This window comes from Allobosea sp. TBD101 (assembly GCF_059817965.1).
This window is the reverse complement of sequence record NZ_CM187543.1, coordinates 2,721,609-2,742,469: the sequence shown is the minus strand read 5'-3', so window position 1 is coordinate 2,742,469 and position 20,861 is coordinate 2,721,609. Positions and strand designations below refer to the sequence as shown.

Genomic DNA, 20,861 nt, shown 5'->3' with positions numbered 1-20,861 from the left:
CCCCCTCGTCCACATGGGCAAGCCTCGCCTCTGCCGTCCTCTCTTCTCCGCTTCGTGCTCCTCTCAGGCGGCTGGCATCAGGCGGCCGTCTGCGCCCTGTCCATCTTCGTCTTCCTGCTCAATGCCGCCCCGATCGAAACCCAGCGGCGCATCATCGACGCCGCCGTCCATCTCGGCAGCGCCCGTGCCATCCTGACCTTGATTGCTTTACAAATCGGGCTCGTGCTGGCTTTTGGCCTGGCGAAATTGGCGATGAACGTCTACCGCGCCTGGCTCGGAGAATGCGCGACCCGCGACCTGCGACTTGTGGTGACGCAGCGACTTGAACAAGCGGATGAGGAAGGTTCCGATCTCGCCAATGGAACCGGCCTCGCCATGATCCTCGCCGAAGCGGACGACATCGGCGGGTTCGTCGGCTCGAGCCTCAGCCTGCCGATCGTCGAGATCGGGTTTCTGGCGAGCGTCTTCATCTATCTCGCCTTCCTCGACCTCAGAATGATGGGTGCCAGCCTGCTGATCCTCGCGCCGCAATTCGTGTTCGTGCCGCTCATGCAGCGGGCGATCAACCGTCGCGTGGCGCAGCGAACGCGCCTCCTCCGACGTTTCGGCGACGAAATCCTGTCTCCATCGAAAGCGGAATCGAGCGCGCCCAAGCTGGACGAGGTGTTCGCTGTCGACATCGGCATCTTCGAAATCAAGTTCTCTCTCAATTTTCTGATGAACCTGACCTATTCCCTGGGCAGCCTGCTTGTGCTCGGCATCGGCTGCGTGCTGGCGGTTCGCGGACAGACCGAGATCGCCACCGTCGTCACCTTCCTGTCCGCCACGACCAAGATCGTCGACCCCTGGAACGACGTCATCGACTGGGCGCGCGGCTTTGCGATGACCTCCGTGAAATACGACCTCGTTATTCGGGCGCTCGAAACGTTGCCCGACGATACTCCTCCATGACCGCGGCGGCCCCCAGAGGTCATGACGCTTCAGAAGGCGCGGAAACGACGAGCTTCCGAATGACGGGTGCGACCTCTTCTTCGTTTCCCTTCCGCGCGCATCGCCAGCGGCTTCAGTATCTCGGCAAGCCCGAGGTAGAGGGCGGCGATGACCAGGATGGCGAGCAGGAGCGGAACCGGCAGCGCGACAAAGCCGAAGGGATGACCGAGCGGCGTCAGGGCCAGGATCAGTGCGGCGGCGAGAGCCCCGAGCGAGGTCATGACGAGAAAGCGATGCGGCCGGCTGCGCCAGCAGGGTGCGGCGGTGCGGATGACGAAGATCACCAGGATCTGCGTCAGGATCGACTCGACGAACCAGGCCGTCCTGAACGTCTCGGTGCCTGCGCCGAAAACACCGAGCAGAACGGCGAAAGTTGCCACATCGAATACAGATGAGAGCGGCCCCATGACGAGCGTGAAGCGGAGCACGGCGTGCATGTCCCAGTGCTGCGGCTTCGCAAGGTCGGCGGGGTCCGCCTCGTCGAAAGGAATGCCGACCTCGGACAGGTCGTAGAGCATGTTGTTGATCAGGATCTGCAACGGGTTGAGCGGCAGAAAAGGCAGCACCATCGACGCCAGCGCCATCGACAGCATGTTGCCGAAATTCGAGCTCGTACCCATGCGGACATATTTCATGATGTTGGCATAGGTGCGCCGTCCCTCGGCGATGCCCTGCGCGAGAACCCCGAGATCGGGTGCCAGCAGGACGATCGCCGCCGCCTCGCGCGCGACTTCGGTGCCACCCTCGACGGAGAGGCCGACATCCGCGGCATGGATCGCCGGCGCATCGTTGATGCCGTCGCCGATGAAGCCGACGGTGTGCCCCGCCCTGCGCAGGGCCAAGACGAGGCGCGCCTTCTGTTCCGGCGCGATCCGAGCGAACAGGTCGACGTCGCGAACGCGAGCGGCCAGGGCGGCATCTCCCAATGCCGCTATCTCGTCACCCGTCATCAGCCCTCGCGCCGGAAGCGCCAGAGTTTCGGCGAGATGGCGAACGACGGGGGCGGCGTCTCCCGAGATCACCTTGACGCGCACGCCCGCCGCCGCGAGCTGGCGGGCCGCCACGCCTGCGGAAGCCTTGGGCGGGTCGATGAAGGCAGCGCAGCCCGCGAAGACAAGACCGGCTTCGTCGTCGCGAGACAGGTCATGGGTTCCGGGAGGCATAGGGCGCTGAGCGATGCCGAGCAAGCGCAAGCCCTGCGCCCCTTTTGCTTCGAATAAGGTCAGAAGCTTGCCTCGCTGAGCATCGTCGAGCTTTTCAACCGTCCCATCCTCACGCTCCAAGCTGTCACACAGGTCGAGCAAGCCTTCGGGAGCGCCCTTGACAATCATCACCCGCTCGTCGCCCCTCGCCACAAGAACGGAGGAGCGTCGCCGCTGGAAATCGAACGGCAGATCGGCCAGGGCACGCCAGGCCTTATCGTCGCCTTCCGAGTTGGCGAGCAAAGCAGTGTCGAGGTTGTTGCGCAGCCCGCTGCAAAAACGGCTGTTGAGGCAAGCGAGTTCGGTTACGCGCGAGCTTTCAAAGCCGTCGCAGTCGAAGCTTCCGACATGGGCGATCCGCGCTTCCGTCAGCGTCCCGGTCTTGTCGGTGCACAGCACATCCATCGCCCCGAGATCGTGGATCGCGGATAACCGCTTCACCACGACCTGGCGTTGCGCCATGCGCATCGCGCCCCGTGCGAGCGTCACCGTCATCACGACCGGCAACAGCTCCGGCGTCAGCCCCACGGCCAGCGCGACGGCGAACAGGAAACTCTCGATCGACAGCCCGTGACGCACGAGCTGTGTCAGCAGCACGAACAGGACCAGGAAGCCGGTGAGGCGCAGGATCAGGATGCCGAGCCCGTGAACCCCACGTTCGAAGGCGGTGGGCGGCTCGCTCGCCTGCATGGAACGGGAGATCGAGCCTAGCCGTGTCTGCGCGCCCGTCGCAGCGACGAGCATCCGGACCTCTCCGCCAACGAGGCTTGTTCCCCCAAAAAGGGCGCTGGCGGTTCCGTAGCCAGCGGAATTCTCAGGAGCTGCCAGCTTCTCCACCGGAAAGGGTTCGCCAGTGAGCGCCGCTTCATCGGCCAACGCATCGTGGCTCTCGAGGATCAGGCCATCGGCCGGGATGAGATCACCGGTGTGAAGCGCGACGACGTCACCAGGAACAGCCTCCCGAACCGGGACTTCAATGAGCCGTCCGCAGCGAAGAACCGTGACCTGCACCGCCACCGTTCGGCGGAGCGCGTCAACGGCATTCTCCGCTTGGGTCTCCTGGAAGACGTCGAGGGCGATCGAAGCCAGCACGATGAGCACGATGATGATCAGGCTCTGCCAATCGCCCGTCGCCCCCGAGATGAGTGCGGCAATCAGCAAGATCGCGATCAGGGGTTCCATGAGCCGCTTGGCGATCTTGAACGACCCCCCCCCGCCGCAGACTGGTCACGGCGAGATTGGGCCCGAAGCATTTCAGCCGTTCGGCCGCTTCAACATCGCTCAAGCCGCCCGGCGTGGCCCCGAGACGTTGCAGCAATCCATCCCGCCCCTCCCGCCAGAATTCCCCGCCGCATGCCGCGACTGCTTTCGCAGGCTCCGTCGTCACGCCGGCCTCCCTCATTGCGCCCGTCGACTACGCTGATGATCCGGTCGCTGCGGCGGGCGCTAAGTGACATGCCGTTCCTTGATTCTGCCGTTCAAGGCGTGATCGCGACCTTGAGGACACCGTCGCGTTGGTGCGAGAACAGCTCATAGGCATCCTTGATGCGCTCCAGCGGGAAACGGTGCGTGACCAGCGGTCCCAGGTCGATCCGTCCCGAGGCGACGACGTCGATCAGGCGTCGCATCCGTTCCTTGCCGCCGGGGCAGAGCGTGGTGACGATGCGGTGGTCGCCGAGACCCGCCGAGAAGGCGCCGAGCGGGATCGTCAGGTCGCTCGAATAGACACCGAGCGACGATAGCGTTCCGCCGGGACGCAGCACCCGCAATGCGGCGGAGAAGGTCTCCTGGCGGCCCAGTGCCTCGATCGCCACGTCGACACCTCGCCCCTCCGTCAGCCGCATGATCTCGTCGACCGGATCGCCCTGCGAGAAATCGACGATCTCGTCGGCGCCCAATCTGCGGGCCATCGCCTGCCGTTCCGGAACGCTCTCCACGGCGATGATGCGCGTCGCGCCCATCAGCCGGGCGCCGGCCGTGGCACACAGCCCGATCGGGCCCTGCGCGAATACGGCGACGCAGTCGCCGATCCTGACCCCGCCGCTTTCGGCGCCGGAAAAGCCGGTCGACATGATGTCGGGACACATCAACACCTGCTCGTCCGTCAGCCCGGAGGGCACATGTGCGAGATTGACCATCGCATCCGGCACCAGCAGGTATTCGGCTTGTGCGCCGTCGATCGTGTTGCCGAAGCGCCAGCCGCCCATGGCCTTAAAGCCGTGGCGCTCGCCGGGGCCGTCCTGCGAGGCGCAGCCGCAGAGGCAGGCGGCGCTGTGCCCCGAAGGCGTGATAGCGCCGGCGATCACCCGCTGCCCCTCGCGGAAACCCTTCACCTCCGATCCGAGCTTCTCGATCACGCCGACCGGCTCGTGGCCGATGGTGAGGCCGCGCGCGACCGGATACTCGCCCTTGAGGATATGGATGTCGGTGCCGCAGATCGTCGTGGTGGTGATGCGCAGCAGTGCGTCGAGCGGCCTCACATCGGGAATCGGCTTGTCCTCGAGTTCGATGCGACCGGGTTCCACGAACACGGTGGCGCACATCATCTTGGACCGGCTTGCGCGCCGCTTTTCCGTCGAGGACCGCACGCCGGATTGAAGCGATGACGACATGATCCCTCTCCGAATTCTTCGAGATGAAATCAGCCTGCCCCGAACCGGCCCATCTGGATTTGACCCAACGCAAAATTGCGAGAGAACACCCGGGCGTTTGACGAAAATCAATGTGGTCGATGCGCTTCCGTCGCTCGATGGCACATCAGGAACAGCTTTCGACGCGGAGGTTGGCATGAACGACATCACTCTCTCTTCGAGCACAGTAGCGAAGGCGCAGGCCGTTCGCGGCACCGCCTATCGCGACATCGCAATCCACCTCGATGGTTCGCCGGAGGACGAAACCCGCCTGGCTCATGCGGAAGCGCTCGCTGCCGGCTTCGCGGCTCGGATGACCGGGATCTTCACGAACCTCTTGCCCGATCCCGCGCTCTTCGCCGGCGATTTCGGGATCACCGCGATCGGGCAATTGGTCGATGCCGTCACCGAAGAAGGAGACGTCAGTGAGAAGCGTCTCAGGGAGCGCCTGGCGCGCCTCGGCCCCGTGCATGAGCTACGCCGCCTCGACGCATTCCCCGGCCTTCTCGAACAGGCCGTCACCAGCGAAGCCCGCTGGAACGACCTCTTCATCGCGACCTGTCCGCGCGGTGACGGCCACGGCCGCTGGCGTCAACTGATCGAGAGCGTCATGTTCGACGGAGGCAGAGGGCTCTACCTCCTGCCACCCAAGGCCGCGCTGCGCTCTCCGATCAAGACCGTCCTGATCGGATGGACCGATACGCGACAGAGCGCCCGAGCCGTAGCCGAGGCCCTGCCCCTGATCGCCCACGCAACACAGGTTCACATCGTCACGGTCAGGGAAGAGGCCCATGGACGGATGGGCGGTGCCGAAGTCCTCGCCGATATCAGCGCCCATCTCGCCAGGCACGGTATCGAAGCAACGGCAACCGTGCTTAATACGGAGACGTCGCCGACGGACGCGCTCCTTTCCGAGGCTAGGCGGATTTCGGCAGACCTGATCGTCATCGGAGCCTATGGCCATTCGCGCTTCCGGGAATGGGTGCTCGGCGGCGTGACCGCGGATCTGATCGACAGCTCCGCCGTGCCGCTTTTTCTCGCTCATTAGCGTCGCAAGGCGGTTGCCCCGGGTGAGTTTTCCCAATGGGCCAACCGCCTTGCTCAGCTACTGCCTTGCAGTCGGAGAACCGTTCATGGTTGGGACCGAGCGAGAACAGGATCCGAACCGAGGTGAAGTGGCCGTTCGCGTCCGAGATCTCGAAGTCGTCTTCGGCGCCAAGGCGGTATTGGATCACCTCAATCTCGACATCATGCGCGGCGAGATTCTCGGGGTTATCGGAGCTTCCGGCTCCGGCAAGTCAGTCCTGGCACGAACGATCCTCGGCCTTCTCCCCAAGCGAAGCGGCGTCATCGAAATATTCGGCAGAGATCTCGATGACCTTCGGCAGAGTGAGCGCAGAGCCGTCGAACAGCGCTGCGGCGTGATGTTCCAGCAAGGCGCCCTATTCTCGTCCTTGACGATCGCGGAGAACATCCAGCTCCCGATGCGCGAGCTTCTGCATCTGTCGCCGAGCCTGCTGACCGAAATGGCGATGCTGAAGATCGAGATGGTCGGGTTGCCGCTTGATGCGGCGGAGAAGTACCCGGCTGAGCTGTCGGGTGGCATGACCAAGCGAGCCGCCTTGGCCCGGGCGTTGGCTCTCGATCCGGAGATTTTGTTTCTCGACGAGCCAACCTCGGGGCTCGATCCCATCGCCGCCGATGCCTTCGACCAGCTTCTGTTGACCCTCAAGGCGAGTCTGAACCTGACGGTGATGATGATCACCCATGATCTGAGCAGCCTTCACACGACCTGCGACAGGATCGCGGCCATTGCCCGGGGCAAGATCATTGCTCTCGGCACGCTACAGGATTTGCTGAGGCACGAGGACCCCTGGCTCAAGCAGTATTTCGCGGGCGAACGCGGTCGGACCATTTTCGCGGATCAAATCACCGCCTGACATGTGCTTGCAGAGCGGCACGATCAGACGCCGTAGACACGCCCCCAAGAGTGCATCTGCGGGACTCGCAAGCGAGCTGGAAAATGTCCCTGCCCTGGCCATGATTGAAGATCGTACGCCAAGGGAATTCGTGCGAGGACACTTTAGCCGATCAACCGATCACTTCACCTTGGGTGCCGGCTTGAATGTCCTTCGAAGCACAACGAGTCTCGCGTCGTCCCGACACTCGTTGACCTCGAACCCCTGCTCGATTTCGATCTCGATCGCTTCGTGATTTTGTCGATCTTCGAGAGATTCGACAGCCTTCACGCCCTTGCTCTCGGCGACCTTGCAAACATGCCTGAGTAACTCCCAACCCACGCCCTTATGCTTGTACTCGCGCCGGATCGAGATCGCGACTTCTCCTTTCTCCAAAGCGGCGTCGCAAGCAAGCATGGCCGCGGCGATGATCGTCTTCCCGTCATCGGTGAAGGCAACGAAGTTTTCGGTCTGCCGATCCTCGGCCTTCGTCATCGCGGCCAAGCGATCATGCCCGACCTCCTTGACCGTGGTCAGAAAGCGGAATCGCAGATCCTCGGGCGTCACATGCGTGAAGAATTCAGCCAGTCCCGCTTCGTCGTCGGGATGGGCGGGCCTCACCAGGAACCTGAAACCGGCGCGTGTGTTGAGGTAGCGGCTCAAATCGTCGGTCATCATGAGATTTCCCTCCAATCGCTGTGCAATCGAGCAGGCGCTTTTCGGCAGGTCGGCTACGCCAGGGCTTCCGGCGGACCATGAACAGACCGACGCCACGATGATGGTCGATCATCCCTGCACAGATCAGTTCGTTCGTACTCGCTGCACTTCGGATCCGCTTTGCTGAAAATCAAAGCGCACAGCGATGGCGCGGACGTAGAATTTCTTTTCTGAAGCCCTGCTGGAGCACGGCAATGACCTCTCGGGACATCGATACCGCGGCGCAGACGGCTCTGAGCTCGGAGGAAGCCGCGTTGATGCAGGCCTGGTGGCGGGCCGCCAACTACCTCTCCGTGGCGCAGATATATCTGCTCTCCAATCCGCTACTGCGCGAGCCTCTGCGGATCGAGCATGTGAAGCCGCGATTGCTCGGCCACTGGGGCACGACACCCGGCCTGAACTTTATCTATCTGCACCTCAACCGCATCATCAGGGCTCGGGATCTCGACATCCTCTTCATCGCCGGCCCCGGCCATGGCGCGCCGGGCGTGGTAGCAAGCACCTATCTCGAAGGAACCTATAGCGAGCTCTATCCGGACGTGTCGCAGGACGAGGAAGGCTTGCGGCGCTTCGTAAAGCAATTCTCCTTCCCGGGCGGAATCCCCAGCCACGCCGCGCCCGACACGCCCGGCTCCATCCATGAAGGTGGCGAGCTCGGTTATAGCCTCGCGCATGCCTTTGGCGCCGTGCTCGACAATCCCGGTTTAATCGCCGCCTGCGTGATCGGCGATGGCGAGGCTGAGACCGGTCCCCTCGCCGCGTCCTGGCACTCCAACAAGTTCCTCAATCCGGCAGCGGACGGTGCCGTCCTGCCGATCCTGCACCTCAACGGCTACAAGATCGCCAACCCGACCGTTCTGGCGCGCATCCCGCATGCCGAGCTGGAGGCATTGCTGCGCGGATACGGCTACGATCCGCTCTTCGTCGAAGGCGAGGAGCCGGAAGCGACGCACCAGGCGATGGCGGCAGCGCTCGATATCGCATTCTCCAGAATTGCAGCGATCCAGGATCAAGCCCGCGCGGGGGCGTCGCGCAATCGTCCGCTCTGGCCGATGATCGTGCTGCGCAGCCCCAAGGGCTGGACCGGTCCGAAGACCGTTGACGGCATGAAGGCCGAGGGCTTCTGGCGCTCCCATCAGGTGCCTTTCAGCGACATGTCGAAGCAGGGCCATTTGCAACTGCTCGAAGATTGGCTGCGCAGCTATCACCCGGAGGAACTGTTCGATGAGGCCGGTCGGCTGCGCGCCGAGATCGCGGCACTGGCACCTTCAGGCGAAAAGCGCATGAGCGCCAACCCCCATGCTAATGGCGGAGCGCTGCGCCGCCCCCTGAGGATGCCGGATTACACTCGCCATGCCGTGTCTGTGGAACGCCCAGGCAGCGGCAAGGCCGAGGCGACCCGGGTCATGGGGGCTTTCCTGCGCGATGTCATGAGGGCAAACGAGGCGAGCCGGAACTTTCGGGTCTTTGGTCCCGACGAGACCGCCTCGAACCGCCTACAGGCCCTCTTCGAGGTAACGGACCGGGCCTGGCAGGAAGAAATCCTCCCCGAAGATGAGAATCTCACGCGCGACGGCCGTGTCACCGAAATCCTGAGCGAGCATCTCTGCCAGGGTTGGCTGGAAGGCTATCTTCTGACCGGTCGCCATGGCCTCTTTTCCTGCTACGAAGCCTTCATCCACATCGTCGACTCGATGTTCAACCAGCATGCGAAATGGCTGAAGACGGCCAAGGAAGTGCCTTGGCGGCGGCCGATAGCCTCGCTGAACTACCTCCTCACTTCCCATGTCTGGCAGCAGGATCATAACGGCTTCAGCCACCAGGACCCCGGCTTCATCGACCATGTCGTGAACAAGAAGGCCGACATCGTACGGGTCTATCTTCCGCCGGACGCCAACACGCTGCTTCATGTGACCGACCACTGTCTGCGAAGCTGGGACCGCATCAACGTCATCGTCGCCGGGAAAGCACCCTCCCCGCAATGGCTCGACATGGATGCCGCGATCAAGCACTGCGCGCAGGGCATCGGCATCTGGGAATGGGCCAGCAATGACCGGGGAACCGAGCCCGACGTCGTGATGGCCTGCGCCGGCGACGTGCCGACCCTCGAAACGCTCGCGGCGGTCACGCTGCTGCGCCGACATCTGCCCGAGCTGAAGGTTCGCGTCGTCAACCTCGTCGACCTGATGACCTTGCAGCCGAAGTCCCAGCATCCGCACGGCCTGACCGATGCCGATTTTGATGCCCTGTTCACCACCGACAAGCCGGTGATCTTCGCCTATCACGGCTATCCCTGGCTCATCCATCGGCTCGCCTACAAGCGGACGAACCATGCCAACATCCATGTGCGCGGTTACGAGGAGGAGGGATCGACGACGACGACCTTCGACATGGTCGTGCGCAACCGGCTCGACCGCTTCCATCTCGTCGGCGATGTCATCGATCGGGTGCCAAGTCTTGGCGCTCGTGCTGCCTATGCCAAACAAGCGATCCGCGACAAGCTGGTCGAGCACGGGCGCTATATCCGCGAGCATGGCGTGGACATGCCGGAAGTGAGTGACTGGCAGTGGACCGCGACGGGATGAGACCAGCGTCGACGACTCGTCCGCACCAAAGTCTGCGGGGCTGCTACCCGGCGGGCGTGGCGGGTCTCATCTCAGTTCTCGGCCTCGTCAACGTGGCCGTGCGAGGCTGGGACTGGTTCGGAATCGTGCAGATACCGGGGTTTGCCTTCTGACGATCGAGCGCTGCGGCGTTCGATCAACGGCTGGCATGAGCTTGCGGCCAACGCGCTGCTCTGTCTCGCAGTCATTCATGCCGTGGCCGCTCTGTATCACCAGCTCGTGCGAGGCGATGGCCTGCTTAAGCGCATGTGGTTTGCGCGGCGGAACATGTCCTGATCGAGGAAGCCAGGCGATGCCGTAGGCACACCTAGACCGTTCGCGCTGGCGATTGCCCGGTGAAGACGTATCCCACTCCGCGCACGGACTTGATCAGGACCAGCGGATCCTTGCCGCCTTCGATCTTCTTGCGCAAACGGGAGATCTGCGCATCGATCGCCCGGTCGAAAGCCTCGTAATTTCGGCCTTTCGTCAAGTTCATTAGCGTATCACGTGAAAAAACGCGGCCGGGATGCTTGGCCATCACCATGAGAATGTTGAATTCTCCCGTCGTCAGCGCGACGTCTTCTCCTTCAGGCGTGATCAGCCGACGCTCCCGGGGATCCAACATCCAGCCATTGAACCGGATGACGTTCCCATCTTCGGTGTCGATCGTTTGGGGCGGACTCGGGTGGTGCCGACGTAGCACGGTGCGTAGCCTCGCCAGGACTTCGCGCAGATGGAACGGCTTCGCGATGTAATCGTCGGCGCCCATTTCCAGCCCGACGATCCTGTCCACAACGTCATCCCGACCCGTCAGCATGATGATGGGCACATCCGATCTGGATCGGATTTCGCGGGCCAACATCAATCCGTCCTCTCCGCTGTCGAGGATCAGGTCCAGCAAGACGATGTCGATCGCGTTGCGCTGTAACGCATCACGCATTCCCCGACCGTCCGCCACTGCACTGACGTGGTAGCCTTCCTCCTCGAAGTAGCGGATCAGCATCTGGCGGATGCGCGGATCGTCGTCCACGACCAGAATATGAGCGCTTCGCGATGTCGGCTCGGCCATGGCGGGTTGCACCGATTGGGCCACGGATCGGTTGTTACAATCCGTAACAATTCTGCACACACGCTAACACGCAGACCTTCGACGCGCCATGCGTCGCCGCTTTCATCCCCTCGTCAGATCGAAGCGGAGGATCGCGCTATGCTCATCGTGAATGCGGCGTCCAACTTTCCTTCCCCATTGCCCATCGTCGCGAAGGGCGAACCGAAACCTGGGTTGCTGGGGCTGTTCAGTCAGCAGCCTCTCGAAGCGTTCGGACGTGGCCAGACCATTTGCCGGGACGGCGATCCGGCCACGCACGTCTTCAAGATCGTGACCGGGCTGGTCCGCATTTCCAAGATCCTCAGCGATGGCAGCCGCGTCATCACGGGCTTCTTCTATCCCGGCGAGATCTTCGGCCTTTCTCCGGATGAACACTGTCTCGGCGACGCGGAGGCAGTCGGAGAGGTAAAGCTCCGGCGGTTGAATCGGAGTCGCTTTCAGCAGGCGGTCGACAGTTCCGAACAATTGCGCCCCCAATTCGTCAACTGGCTGTGCCAGGAGATGGCGAGTGCACAGGCGAGAATGATCCTGCTTGCCCGCAAGAAAGCCGAGGAGCGCGTTTGCGATCTGCTGCTCACGCTCGCGCGGCGTGCCGGAAACGAGCACGGCCCGGCCACCGAGATCGAAATCCCGATCAGCCGGGTCGACATGGCGGACTATCTCGGCCTGACGATCGAAACGGTGTCGAGAACGATGACGAACCTGATCAAGCGGGGCGTCATTCAGTCCAACACTCGTTATCGCTTCACGATCCGCAAGCCGGCGCTATTGAGAAGCCTTGCCGACGGCGGGGACGAATACGATGATCTGCACGACATTCCTCCCGGCCGACAGGCCATGCGAGCGCATTGACGGGGAAGCATGACGGCAGCGCGCGGCCCAAGGGCTATCAGCCAGAGGAGCCTGGATGAGATCGTTCAGGTGCTCGATGACGCCAATATCCTGGTCTATGAGTTCGATGGCAGGATTGTTCGCTGGAGCGGTGGCTGCGAGGATCTATACGGTTGGAACGCCCGGGAAGCCCTCGGTCAGAATGTCCGCCAACTCCTGAGGACCGAGTTTCCGCAGCCGCTGGATGTCATCCTGCGGGATGTGCGTCGAGACGGAACCTGGAAAGGCGAGCTGACGCAGCGCCACCGGGATGGAAGACGGATATTCGTCGTGAGCCGGTGGGTGGTCGTGATCAGGCAAGCGCCGGAAGACTCGGTCGTCCTCGCCACGAACATTGACATCAGCGAACTGAAAAACGCGCAGGCCGCCCTCGCCTCCCGTCAGTCACACCTGCTCTCGATCCTCGATACCGTTCCGGAAGCGATGGTCGTGATCGATGAAGCCGGCATCATGATGTCGTTCAGCAAGGCTGCGGAGAAGCTGTTCGGCTACGCCGCCGACGAAGTCTGCGGCCGGAACGTCAAGGCCCTCATGCCCGATCCCGATCGGAGCCGACACGATGGCTATATCGGCCGCTATCTCGCGACCGGAGAGCGTCGCATCATCGGCTTCGGACGCGTGGTGACGGGCCAACGCAAGGACGGAACGACCTTTCCAATGGAACTTGCCGTTGGTGAGGCCGCCGCGAATGGCCAGCGCATCTTCACGGGCTTCATCCGCGACCTGACCAGCCGGCACCGGATGGAGGAGGAATTGCGGCAATCCCAGAAGATGGAGGCCATCGGTCAGCTCACCGGCGGGATCGCGCATGATTTCAACAACCTGCTGACGGTGATCAGCGGGAATCTCGAGATGGTCGAGCGCCGCCTCGAAGACGGTCAGCTTCTGGAACTGCTGCGCGAAGCCCAGGGTGCGGCCGATGACGGAGCCAAGCTCACGGGCCAACTTCTCGCCTTCGGCCGGCGCCAAGCCCTCAACGCAAAACTGACGAATATCGGGGAGCTCGTTTCGACATTCTCCGAGCTGCTGCGCAGAACCCTTGGCGAAACCATAGAATTGCAGACCGTCGTCACGGGCCATTCCCTCACGGCGCTCGTCGACACAACCCAATTGCAGAATGCATTACTGAACCTTGCGCTGAACGCCCGCGATGCGATGCCGCGCGGCGGGCGTCTCAGGGTCGAGATCGCACGCACTCACCTCGATCCCGACTATGTCCAGATGTATCCGCAGATTCGGCTGGGAGATTATGTTCTGATCAGCGTCTCCGATACCGGAGTCGGGATGACCGAAGAGGTCAAGCAAAGAGCATTCGACCCGTTCTTCACCACGAAAGGCGTGGGCGCCGGAACCGGGCTGGGCCTCAGCATGGTCTACGGCTTCGCACGTCAGTCCGGGGGCCACGTTCAACTCTACAGCGAACTTGACGAGGGAACGACCGTTCGCTTGTTTCTTCCCGCCGCCATTCCGGTGTCCGTTCCCGACGCGGGCAACGTCGATCCTGTTCCCGCCACCAAGCCCAGCGCGGATGAATGCATCCTCGTGGTCGAGGACGATGCGCGCGTGCGCAGGGTCGTCGTCGCACGCTTGGAGGAGGAAGGGTACCACGTCATTCAGGCGGCCGATGGCAAGGAGGCGCTGTCGCTCGTGGCTGCGCACCCGGAAATCCGACTGCTCTTCACCGATATCATCATGCCGGGAGGTATGTTCGGCGATGAGCTGGCCAGGGAAGCTCGCATTCTTCGTCCGAGCCTGAAGGTTCTCTTCACGTCCGGCTATGCCGAGCCGAGCCTCGCCGGACGCGAGCTCGCCGAAGGAAGCTGGCTCAAGAAGCCATACACTGCGCGGGAGCTAGCCTCACGGCTGCGCGTGCTGCTCGACTGAAGATCCGCGCAGATACGACAGCACGCTCATGTCTTCACCGCGTGCGCCCCTGATCGCGCGCATACCGGACTGGGCCAAACCGCCGCGGCTCCAGCCTGCAAGCCGATCGCTGCAAGAGCGGCAGCGGCGACAATGTCGATATTCTCCTGTGCCGAGATCCGCATCCATTCGGTCGCAGCCCCATGCCGGGCAATCTGGTCGATCACGACGCTGGGGGTGGCGTCGGAAGGATCACCGCGACGCTCGATTACCCGTTGCACGAGCGCATCTTTCGGCGCCCGAAGCCAAAGGCCGCAGAACGGCACGCCGGCGCGCCTAGCCACTTCGCCGATCCGCTCCCGCTCGATCCGGCGGTCGAACACGGCGTCGGATACAGCGGCATGGCTCTGCGCCAATGCCGCCTCCGCAACCTGTACCATGACGGCATACGTTCGGGCCGAGACCTCCGCGTGATACGCATCCACCGGCAATCGGGTCTCTGCGGGAACGCCATGCAGCTTCTTCCGGATCCGATCCGAGGCGGCTATGCGGGCCCCGGGGGGCGGCCCCAGCAGGGGCGCGAGCTTCGCCGCAAGCGTCGATTTCCCCGAACCTGAATAGCCGCCGACCGCGACCAGGACGGGAGGTCTGGACTTAAGGAGGCGGCGGCAAAGGTCGAGATAGGCTCTCGCCTCGGTCAATCGGTCTGTCTCGGACCTCCCGGTGTCGACCGCAACAACGTGCGCGCGCACGGCTGCTCTCACCGCCATAAAGAACGGTAGCAGGCGAATTCCCCGCTCGTCGTCGACGGCGTCGAGGTAGCGGTTGAAGAGGAGGTTGGCGAGTACTTCAAGATTCCGGTGCCAGAGGTCCATGAGCACGAAAGCGAGATCATAGAGAACATCCACGGTCGCCAGGTCCTCATCGAACTCGAGGCAATCGAAGAGCAACGGTTCGCCCTTGAACAGGCAGATGTTGCGCAGGTGCAGGTCGCCATGCCCGCGCCGTACTTTTCCCTCCTGGGCTCTCTGGTTCAGCAAGTCGGTATGACGAGTCAGCGCTTCCCGGCAGCCCGCGATAACGACTTCGACTTCATCGCGAGGAAGAATGTCCGCACCGGCAAGAGCGCGCTCGTTGACCGCGAGCACGCGCGTCATCCGCTCGGCTCCTTCGCTGTCCGTCGAAACGGACGCCGTCCGATGAAGTCGCGCGATCGCACTCGCGAGCTCGGTCATATCGGTCGCGGTGAGACGCTGCCGCTCCGCCATCCGGTCGAAGAGCCAGTTGTCGTTGAAGCGCTCCATTTCTAGGACGGCATCGACCAACTTACCTTGGCCGTTCAGGGCAAGCTCGCCATTTTGTTCGCGAGTGATCCGATGGACCGCATGATAGAGACCCGATGCCGTCCGGCGGTTCATCATCAGCTCTTGCTCGCACATCGACAATCGCCGTTCCGGCGTCGACAAATCGACGTAAGCCAGTTTGACCGCGCGCTTCAACTTGAGGGCGCGGGCCCCGATCAGCATGACAACCGAGATGTGGGTGGAGACCAGTTCGATCCACTCAGCCCCCCCTCCAAAAGCGTCGCACGAACCGATAAAGCAGATCGTTTCATTCTGGCTGGCCATCTGCATGACGTGTCTCCGGTCGAAGCGCCACTTTCTTCCCGCCCGGAGAAATCACCTTGATTCTCATCAATCTGAAGGTCCTGGTTCTCTCCAAGTTTGAGCAGCTCCGGCGCTTCGCGATCGCTCGTTTCGGGAACTGGAGTGTCATCCTTGACGATGATCAAGGACTGCCGCCGGGGTTGCGATCATGAAGGCTCGTTCCCTTCGAAGGGTCATGCCATGCCCGAAGCACATGCGACCGACTGGATAGCAAAGGCCCGGCGTTCCTGGCGAGCTTGGCGCGAAACCCGACCGCCCGAGATCATCAGCGAACTCGATCAGAAGCCGACCTTGGCGTTCCTGCTACATCTGCGGGCCTTCATCAGCCTCATTCGCGAAATCCTGTCCCGCTAAGACCATCCCGCCGCGGGGTCCCATCGAGCGGCCGAAGCTCACTCGGACGTAAGAGCCTTCCGCAGCCGCCGGATGATCTGCTTCCGCCCACGTTCGTCGGCGGCGAGCGACATCTGCTCGTCGATATCGAGGATCAGGCTGGACAATTCATTATGCCAGTCGAGCCGTCCGGCGCTGTTCGCAGCGCTGCGGACCGGATTGCCGATCTGACGCGGCGCCCCGCCCGGGAGCGTGAACATGCTGTCGAGCAGGGGGGCGATCACCAGCAGCTCGGGATCCAGCTTCTTCAACCTGTCAGCGAAACTTTGCATGGCACGCTCCTCGCCATGCGTCAGAAAAACGGAACCGGAGATCGGCCGCCGCCCCGCAACCCAGGCAGCGAGCTGAGGCCCGTCGGCATGGCCGGAATAGACATCGAGCGAGCGAATGCGGGCCTTCACCTGGACATCCTCGCCCATCAGCCGGACATGGTGGGCGCCGTCGAGCAGAATTCGCCCGAGCGTCCCTTGCGCCTGGAAGCCGGCGAACAGGATCGTCGCGGCACCCCGCCACAGCCATTCTTTCAGATGATGTCGAATGCGGCCCGCATCGCACATGCCGCTCGCCGCTATCACGATATGAAAGCCGCGAATGCGGTCGATGGCTTTGCTCTGTTCGACGGATTCCGTGAACCGGACCTGGGGATCCCGCAAGGCCTCGAGTAAGGCTTGGCCGTTAGTCATCTCACCAGCGTGCTTCTCGAAGACCGCACTGGCCTTGGTCGCAAGCGGTGAATCGACGAAGATCGGCGCGCCCGGAATGCGACCTGCCTTCATCAGCCGGATGAGATCGACAAGGAGTTCCTGGGTCCGTTCGACGGCGAAGGAGGGAATCAGAAGCGGTCCCTCGAGCTGCGCCGCAGCGGTTACCTCGGCTTGCAGCAACAGCAGGCGTCGGTCCAGCAGAACGTCTTCCCGATCGACGTCGCCATAGGTCGTCTCGCAGATGACGTAATCGATCCCTTGTGGACCGGTCGGATCAGCATGAAACGGCTTAAGGCTGGAGCCGACATCCCCCGAGAAGAGTATCCGAAGGGGTATGCCGCCGGGTCTGTCGATCTCGACCTCGATGGAGGCCGAGCCGAGCAGATGCCCCGCATCCCAGTATCGCGCACGTATCCCTTTGGCGATTGCCATCAGCTTGCCGAGCGGAACGGAACGAAACTGCGTAAGGGTCGTGATGGCCTGCTCGACCCCGTAGATCGCCTCCACCGCCGAACGGCCCCGCCGTGCGTTTCGCCGGTTGAGTTGTTCGACTTCCATCTCCTGGATGTGCCCGGAATCCGGCAGCATTACCGAGCAGAGGTCTACGGTCGCCGCCGTTGCGAAGATCGGTCCCGAGAAGCCGTCCTTCGCGAGCTTTGGCAGCAACCCGCTGTGATCGATATGGGCATGCGTCAGGAGCACGGCGTCGATCAAAGCTGGGTCGAAGGGAAATGACCGGTAGTTCAGTTCCTTTTCCGACTTTGATCCCTGGAACATGCCGCAATCGATGAGGATGTGAGCCTCGTCCGTCCGAAGCGAGAAGCAGGAACCGGTGACGGCGTGGGCTGCTCCGTGAAAACAGAGACGGATTCCGGTTTCCTGCCGACTTTCGACCTCCGTCATTGTCGATCTCCGAAAAGGGCCGCGAACCCGAAGGCCAGCGAAGGCTTTCCCAGCACGATCCGTCGCGTCACGCCTTGAGAACGATCAAATTCGCCGCTGAGGCGTTCCTTTTGAGTTGGATCAAGGCGCGCGCCAGGTCAGCAGCGATCCTCGGCAAATGCCAGATCCGACTTAGGGAGCGCAGTCATGGACCTCCGGATTCCGCACGATGCCTGGGTGATCGTATGCGACGCCCGCAAGGCGATGTTTCTGAGAAACGAGGGCAACCCGACGCAGCCCAAGTTCGAAGTCGACGAGGTGAGGGAAGCCTCCGCGAACCCGCCGAGCGCTCGACAAGGAGCGGACCGGCCAGGCCGTATTCAAAACGCCGTCGGCCCCACGAGCGCGACCGAGGAGACGAATTGGCACGAGCTTGCCGAGACGAAATTTGCGCGCGACACGGCTGCTGCCCTCAACCGTCCCAATCAGTCCGGACTACCCCGGGACATCGTGCTGGTGGCGCCGCCACGTATTCTCGCGGCGCTTCGCCAACACCTCGATGGGGAATCGCGTGCTCGCATCCTCGCGGAAGTCGACAAGGACCTGACCAAGCACCCGATCCACGAAATTGAGCGGCTACTGTCGAGCCCATAGGGATCGGCCTGAACTCGAGAGTCATCCGAGGCAAATGCAGGGTTGCTCCCCCAAACCGTGCTCAATGTGTTTCGGCGTGCAAGTTTGACCCCGTGAGGCGGGGGATCGGCGTCCAACTTTGCCCCCCTTGAGCCGGCTTCGGATGGGCGGGCGGGGGATGAAGGGCGTGGATACAATTGCGCGGATCCGGTGCGAGTTTTCGGTCCGCGGGAAGATGCCGTTCGTCGCTATGCGCGAGGCTGGCGCCGCGATGAGCAGCCGCGGCGCGGCTACCAGGCCTGCCCACGGAGGTCGGGGCCGGTGTATCGGCAGACGGAATCGTGAACCACCGCAGCGTGTCGGTGATAGCTTCCTGCTCGCGAAGAGGAAGAGGCGCCACCCGGCCAGGGCACGATAGAAACGCTAAGTATTAATGCACGTACCCGGAACGGATTCTGGCAATGCGAGGTGGCCGGCCAGCGACGGTTCTGAGGAGGCCAGAATTCCATCACCGACCGGCCGAGCCCTTCGGTTTCCCAGGAGATGCGGCGGACCTGAGCACCCGAGGGGCGTTCGAGAGCGATCTCTGCGATCGCTGCGTTATATAACCTCTACAATGCACAGGATCTGAATCAATCAAATCCAACCGATCGCCCTCTTTTACCGATCATTAACCCTACCCGCTAAGATTACCTCGTCTGCTTTCGAGCCAATTCCCGAAAACGCCGCGCAAACCTGACGATGCGGGATCGGCAACTGGTCGGCATGAAGGGATTACTGGGGCAAGCAAGCGCCTGACGGGCGTTCGACAGCCGGCCTTCCAGGGCGGCCATGTCGCTCATGGGGGACAACGTCCGAACTTGCCCCCTTCCGACCCGCGGGCTTCACAACACGGTGACCGCGCGAGCCGAAATCACTGACCTGGCGTATAATGCCACGACTGAAACCTATCGTTGACGGGCTTCCAGGCAGAATCTCCTGCAAACGCTGCGGATCGGAACCGAGCGATGATCGTCCAAGGGTGCCGTGCCAGCCTTGTCTTGACGCTCCTCATGGCAGCCCTGAACGTGCTCGGCCTCGTCAACATCCCCTGGTGGTGGCTGCTTTGGCCCCTTTGGCTCGCGCTTCCCGCCTATTTGCTGGTGGCGGTCATCCTCGTCGTCGGGGCTGCCTTCGCGACGGCCCGCTCCCGGCCGCCCGAATTCTGACCTCCCCAGCGGTCTTCCCACTCAAGCGCGTCTAGGCCGCGCTGGCGACGATCACGCGGTTGCGGCCATTGGCCTTGGCCCGATAGAGCGCATCGTCCGCGCGCTTCATCATATCCGCGGAGGATGTGTCCCCGGCGCGCCGGTTAGCGACGCCGACCGAGACCGTGACCTTGATGTCGCGCGTGTTGTTCTGGATCGCGAAGGGCGAGCGCTCGACCCGCTCGCGGATGCGCTCGGCCACGCGAGAGGCGGCATCGCGCCCGGTATCGGGCAGCACGACGACGATCTCCTCGCCGCCCATGCGCGCGACGAGATCAATGCCGCGCGTGCAGGCACGGACCCGGTCGGCGAATTCACGCAGGACCTCGTCGCCGGCATCATGACCCCAGCTGTCGTTCACCGCCTTGAAATGGTCGATGTCGAGCACAAGCAGCGACAGCGATCGGGCCCTGAGCGCCGATTCGTCGAACATCACGGCGAGCCGGTTGTCCATGAAGCGGCGGTTATGCAGCCCGGTGAGCTGGTCCATCACCGCCATTTCCATCGAAGACTGCACGCTGTCGCGCAGCCGCTCGGTAAAGCGCTTGCGGCGGACCTGGGTGCGCGCACGCGCCAGCAACTCGTTGCGGTCGATCGGGCGGAGCAGGAAATCATGCGCGCCGATCTCGAGCCCGCGCAGGATGCGCTCGCGATCTTCAGCCTCGCCCATCAGCAGCACGGAGATGTTGCGCGTGCGCTCCAGCGAGCGGAGCTGGCTGCACAAGCGCAGGCCGTCCTGCCCCTGCAGGCCGAGGCTGATGACGACGGCGTCGAAATCGCCCTCGGCGGCCCGCATCACCGCCTGCTGGGCATCGCCCTCGATTTCCACGGCATGGAAGGCCGAAAGCGCGCTCTGCACGCGCTCGGCGGCGGCCGGGCGATCCTCGATCACGAGGATGCGGCCATTCAGGCCGGTCTCGGCCGCCGCGGTCACCAGCGGATCGGCGATGCCCAGCCGAACGGACGCGACGGCGCGGCTGCGCAACTCGTCGGTCATCGCCTTCAGGCGGGCGAGGCTGCGCACGCGGGCGAAGAGCGCGGTGTCGTCGAGCGGTTTGGTCAGGAAATCGTCGGCGCCGGCATCGAGCCCCTGCAGGCGGTCGCGGGGCTGGTCGAGCGCGGTGACGATGACGACGGGGATATGCGCGGTCGCGGGCGCGCCCTTGAGCCGCCGGCAGACCTCGAAGCCGTTCATGCCCGGCATCATCACGTCGAGCAGGACGATATCGACCTCGCCGCGCTCGCAGAGCGCGATTGCATCGCGCCCGTTCGTCGCCGTGACCACGCCGAAATACTCGGCCGACAGCTTCGCTTCGAGCAGCTTCACATTCGCGGGGATGTCGTCGACGACGAGGACGCGGGCAGTCATG

At 63.1% G+C, this 20,861-nt stretch carries 17 protein-coding genes and 1 pseudogene; 10 read left to right on the top strand and 8 right to left on the bottom strand.

Annotated features, from left to right (window positions below; translation table 11 throughout):
- Positions 1–54 precede the first annotated feature (54 nt).
- Complete coding sequence (locus AC6RIC_RS13435) at positions 55–951, top strand: ABC transporter ATP-binding protein (protein WP_488850840.1); 897 nt, start codon at positions 55–57, stop codon at positions 949–951.
- Positions 952–980: 29 nt separating this feature from the next.
- Here the strand turns inward: AC6RIC_RS13435 and mgtA are convergent, their stop codons facing one another.
- From mgtA to AC6RIC_RS13420, 3 genes and pseudogenes are all read right to left on the bottom strand, one after another.
- Positions 981–3,374: a magnesium-translocating P-type ATPase gene (gene mgtA, locus AC6RIC_RS13430; protein ID WP_499736509.1), complete on the bottom strand. Its 2,394-nt coding sequence runs from the start codon at positions 3,372–3,374 to the stop codon at positions 981–983.
- Between the two features lie 100 nt (positions 3,375–3,474).
- A pseudogene (locus AC6RIC_RS13425) lies at positions 3,475–3,594 on the bottom strand (hypothetical protein); the annotation flags it as partial.
- Positions 3,595–3,670: 76 nt separating this feature from the next.
- Positions 3,671–4,735: an NAD(P)-dependent alcohol dehydrogenase gene (locus AC6RIC_RS13420; protein ID WP_499736594.1), complete on the bottom strand. Its 1,065-nt coding sequence runs from the start codon at positions 4,733–4,735 to the stop codon at positions 3,671–3,673.
- A 67-nt stretch (positions 4,736–4,802) separates the two neighbouring features.
- Between AC6RIC_RS13420 and AC6RIC_RS13415 the strand changes: the two genes are divergently transcribed.
- Positions 4,803–5,870, top strand: coding sequence for a universal stress protein (locus AC6RIC_RS13415; protein ID WP_499736508.1), 1,068 nt, complete (start codon positions 4,803–4,805; stop codon positions 5,868–5,870).
- Between the two features lie 85 nt (positions 5,871–5,955).
- On the top strand, positions 5,956–6,762 hold the full coding sequence (locus tag AC6RIC_RS13410; protein WP_454656737.1) for an ABC transporter ATP-binding protein: 807 nt from the start codon (positions 5,956–5,958) through the stop codon (positions 6,760–6,762).
- A 159-nt stretch (positions 6,763–6,921) separates the two neighbouring features.
- On the opposite strand, the gene AC6RIC_RS13405 is transcribed toward AC6RIC_RS13410, so the two are convergent.
- Positions 6,922–7,458 carry a GNAT family N-acetyltransferase gene (locus tag AC6RIC_RS13405; RefSeq protein ID WP_499736507.1) on the bottom strand — a complete coding sequence of 179 codons (537 nt, stop codon included), beginning with the start codon at positions 7,456–7,458 and terminating at the stop codon, positions 6,922–6,924.
- Between the two features lie 233 nt (positions 7,459–7,691).
- Between AC6RIC_RS13405 and AC6RIC_RS13400 the strand changes: the two genes are divergently transcribed.
- Positions 7,692–10,082, top strand: a complete 2,391-nt coding sequence (locus AC6RIC_RS13400; protein WP_499736506.1) for a phosphoketolase family protein — start codon at positions 7,692–7,694, stop codon at positions 10,080–10,082.
- A gap of 141 nt (positions 10,083–10,223) precedes the next feature.
- Positions 10,224–10,397, top strand: a complete 174-nt coding sequence (locus AC6RIC_RS13395) for a cytochrome b/b6 domain-containing protein (protein WP_499736505.1) — start codon at positions 10,224–10,226, stop codon at positions 10,395–10,397.
- A gap of 31 nt (positions 10,398–10,428) precedes the next feature.
- On the opposite strand, the gene AC6RIC_RS13390 is transcribed toward AC6RIC_RS13395, so the two are convergent.
- On the bottom strand, positions 10,429–11,172 hold the full coding sequence (locus tag AC6RIC_RS13390) for a response regulator (RefSeq protein ID WP_499736504.1): 744 nt from the start codon (positions 11,170–11,172) through the stop codon (positions 10,429–10,431).
- Between the two features lie 138 nt (positions 11,173–11,310).
- On the opposite strand from AC6RIC_RS13390, the gene AC6RIC_RS13385 reads away from it, so the two are divergent.
- Together AC6RIC_RS13385 and AC6RIC_RS13380 are read left to right on the top strand one after the other, a co-directional pair.
- The gene (locus tag AC6RIC_RS13385; protein ID WP_454656732.1) at positions 11,311–12,063 is read left to right on the top strand and encodes a Crp/Fnr family transcriptional regulator; all 753 of its coding nucleotides are present in this window, start codon (positions 11,311–11,313) and stop codon (positions 12,061–12,063) included.
- 9 nt (positions 12,064–12,072) lie between these two features.
- Positions 12,073–13,986, top strand: coding sequence for a hybrid sensor histidine kinase/response regulator (locus AC6RIC_RS13380; RefSeq protein WP_499736503.1), 1,914 nt, complete (start codon positions 12,073–12,075; stop codon positions 13,984–13,986).
- Between the two features lie 26 nt (positions 13,987–14,012).
- Here AC6RIC_RS13380 and AC6RIC_RS13375 read toward each other — a convergent pair whose 3' ends face one another.
- A complete protein-coding gene (locus tag AC6RIC_RS13375; protein ID WP_499736502.1) occupies positions 14,013–15,599 on the bottom strand; it encodes a bifunctional aminoglycoside phosphotransferase/ATP-binding protein in 1,587 nt (528 codons plus the stop codon).
- Between the two features lie 144 nt (positions 15,600–15,743).
- Between AC6RIC_RS13375 and AC6RIC_RS13370 the strand changes: the two genes are divergently transcribed.
- Positions 15,744–15,986, top strand: a complete 243-nt coding sequence (locus AC6RIC_RS13370) for a hypothetical protein (protein ID WP_499736501.1) — start codon at positions 15,744–15,746, stop codon at positions 15,984–15,986.
- Between the two features lie 38 nt (positions 15,987–16,024).
- On the opposite strand, the gene AC6RIC_RS13365 is transcribed toward AC6RIC_RS13370, so the two are convergent.
- A complete protein-coding gene (locus AC6RIC_RS13365; RefSeq protein ID WP_499736500.1) occupies positions 16,025–17,632 on the bottom strand; it encodes an MBL fold metallo-hydrolase RNA specificity domain-containing protein in 1,608 nt (535 codons plus the stop codon).
- Positions 17,633–17,818: 186 nt separating this feature from the next.
- On the opposite strand from AC6RIC_RS13365, the gene AC6RIC_RS13360 reads away from it, so the two are divergent.
- Together AC6RIC_RS13360 and AC6RIC_RS13355 are read left to right on the top strand one after the other, a co-directional pair.
- Positions 17,819–18,265 carry a host attachment protein gene (locus AC6RIC_RS13360; RefSeq protein ID WP_454656727.1) on the top strand — a complete coding sequence of 149 codons (447 nt, stop codon included), beginning with the start codon at positions 17,819–17,821 and terminating at the stop codon, positions 18,263–18,265.
- Between the two features lie 1,031 nt (positions 18,266–19,296).
- Positions 19,297–19,452 (top strand): hypothetical protein, encoded by a 156-nt coding sequence (locus AC6RIC_RS13355; protein WP_499736499.1) that lies wholly within the window; start codon positions 19,297–19,299, stop codon positions 19,450–19,452.
- A 31-nt stretch (positions 19,453–19,483) separates the two neighbouring features.
- Here AC6RIC_RS13355 and AC6RIC_RS13350 read toward each other — a convergent pair whose 3' ends face one another.
- Positions 19,484–20,860 carry a PleD family two-component system response regulator gene (locus AC6RIC_RS13350; protein WP_499736498.1) on the bottom strand — a complete coding sequence of 459 codons (1,377 nt, stop codon included), beginning with the start codon at positions 20,858–20,860 and terminating at the stop codon, positions 19,484–19,486.
- Position 20,861 lies beyond the last annotated feature (1 nt).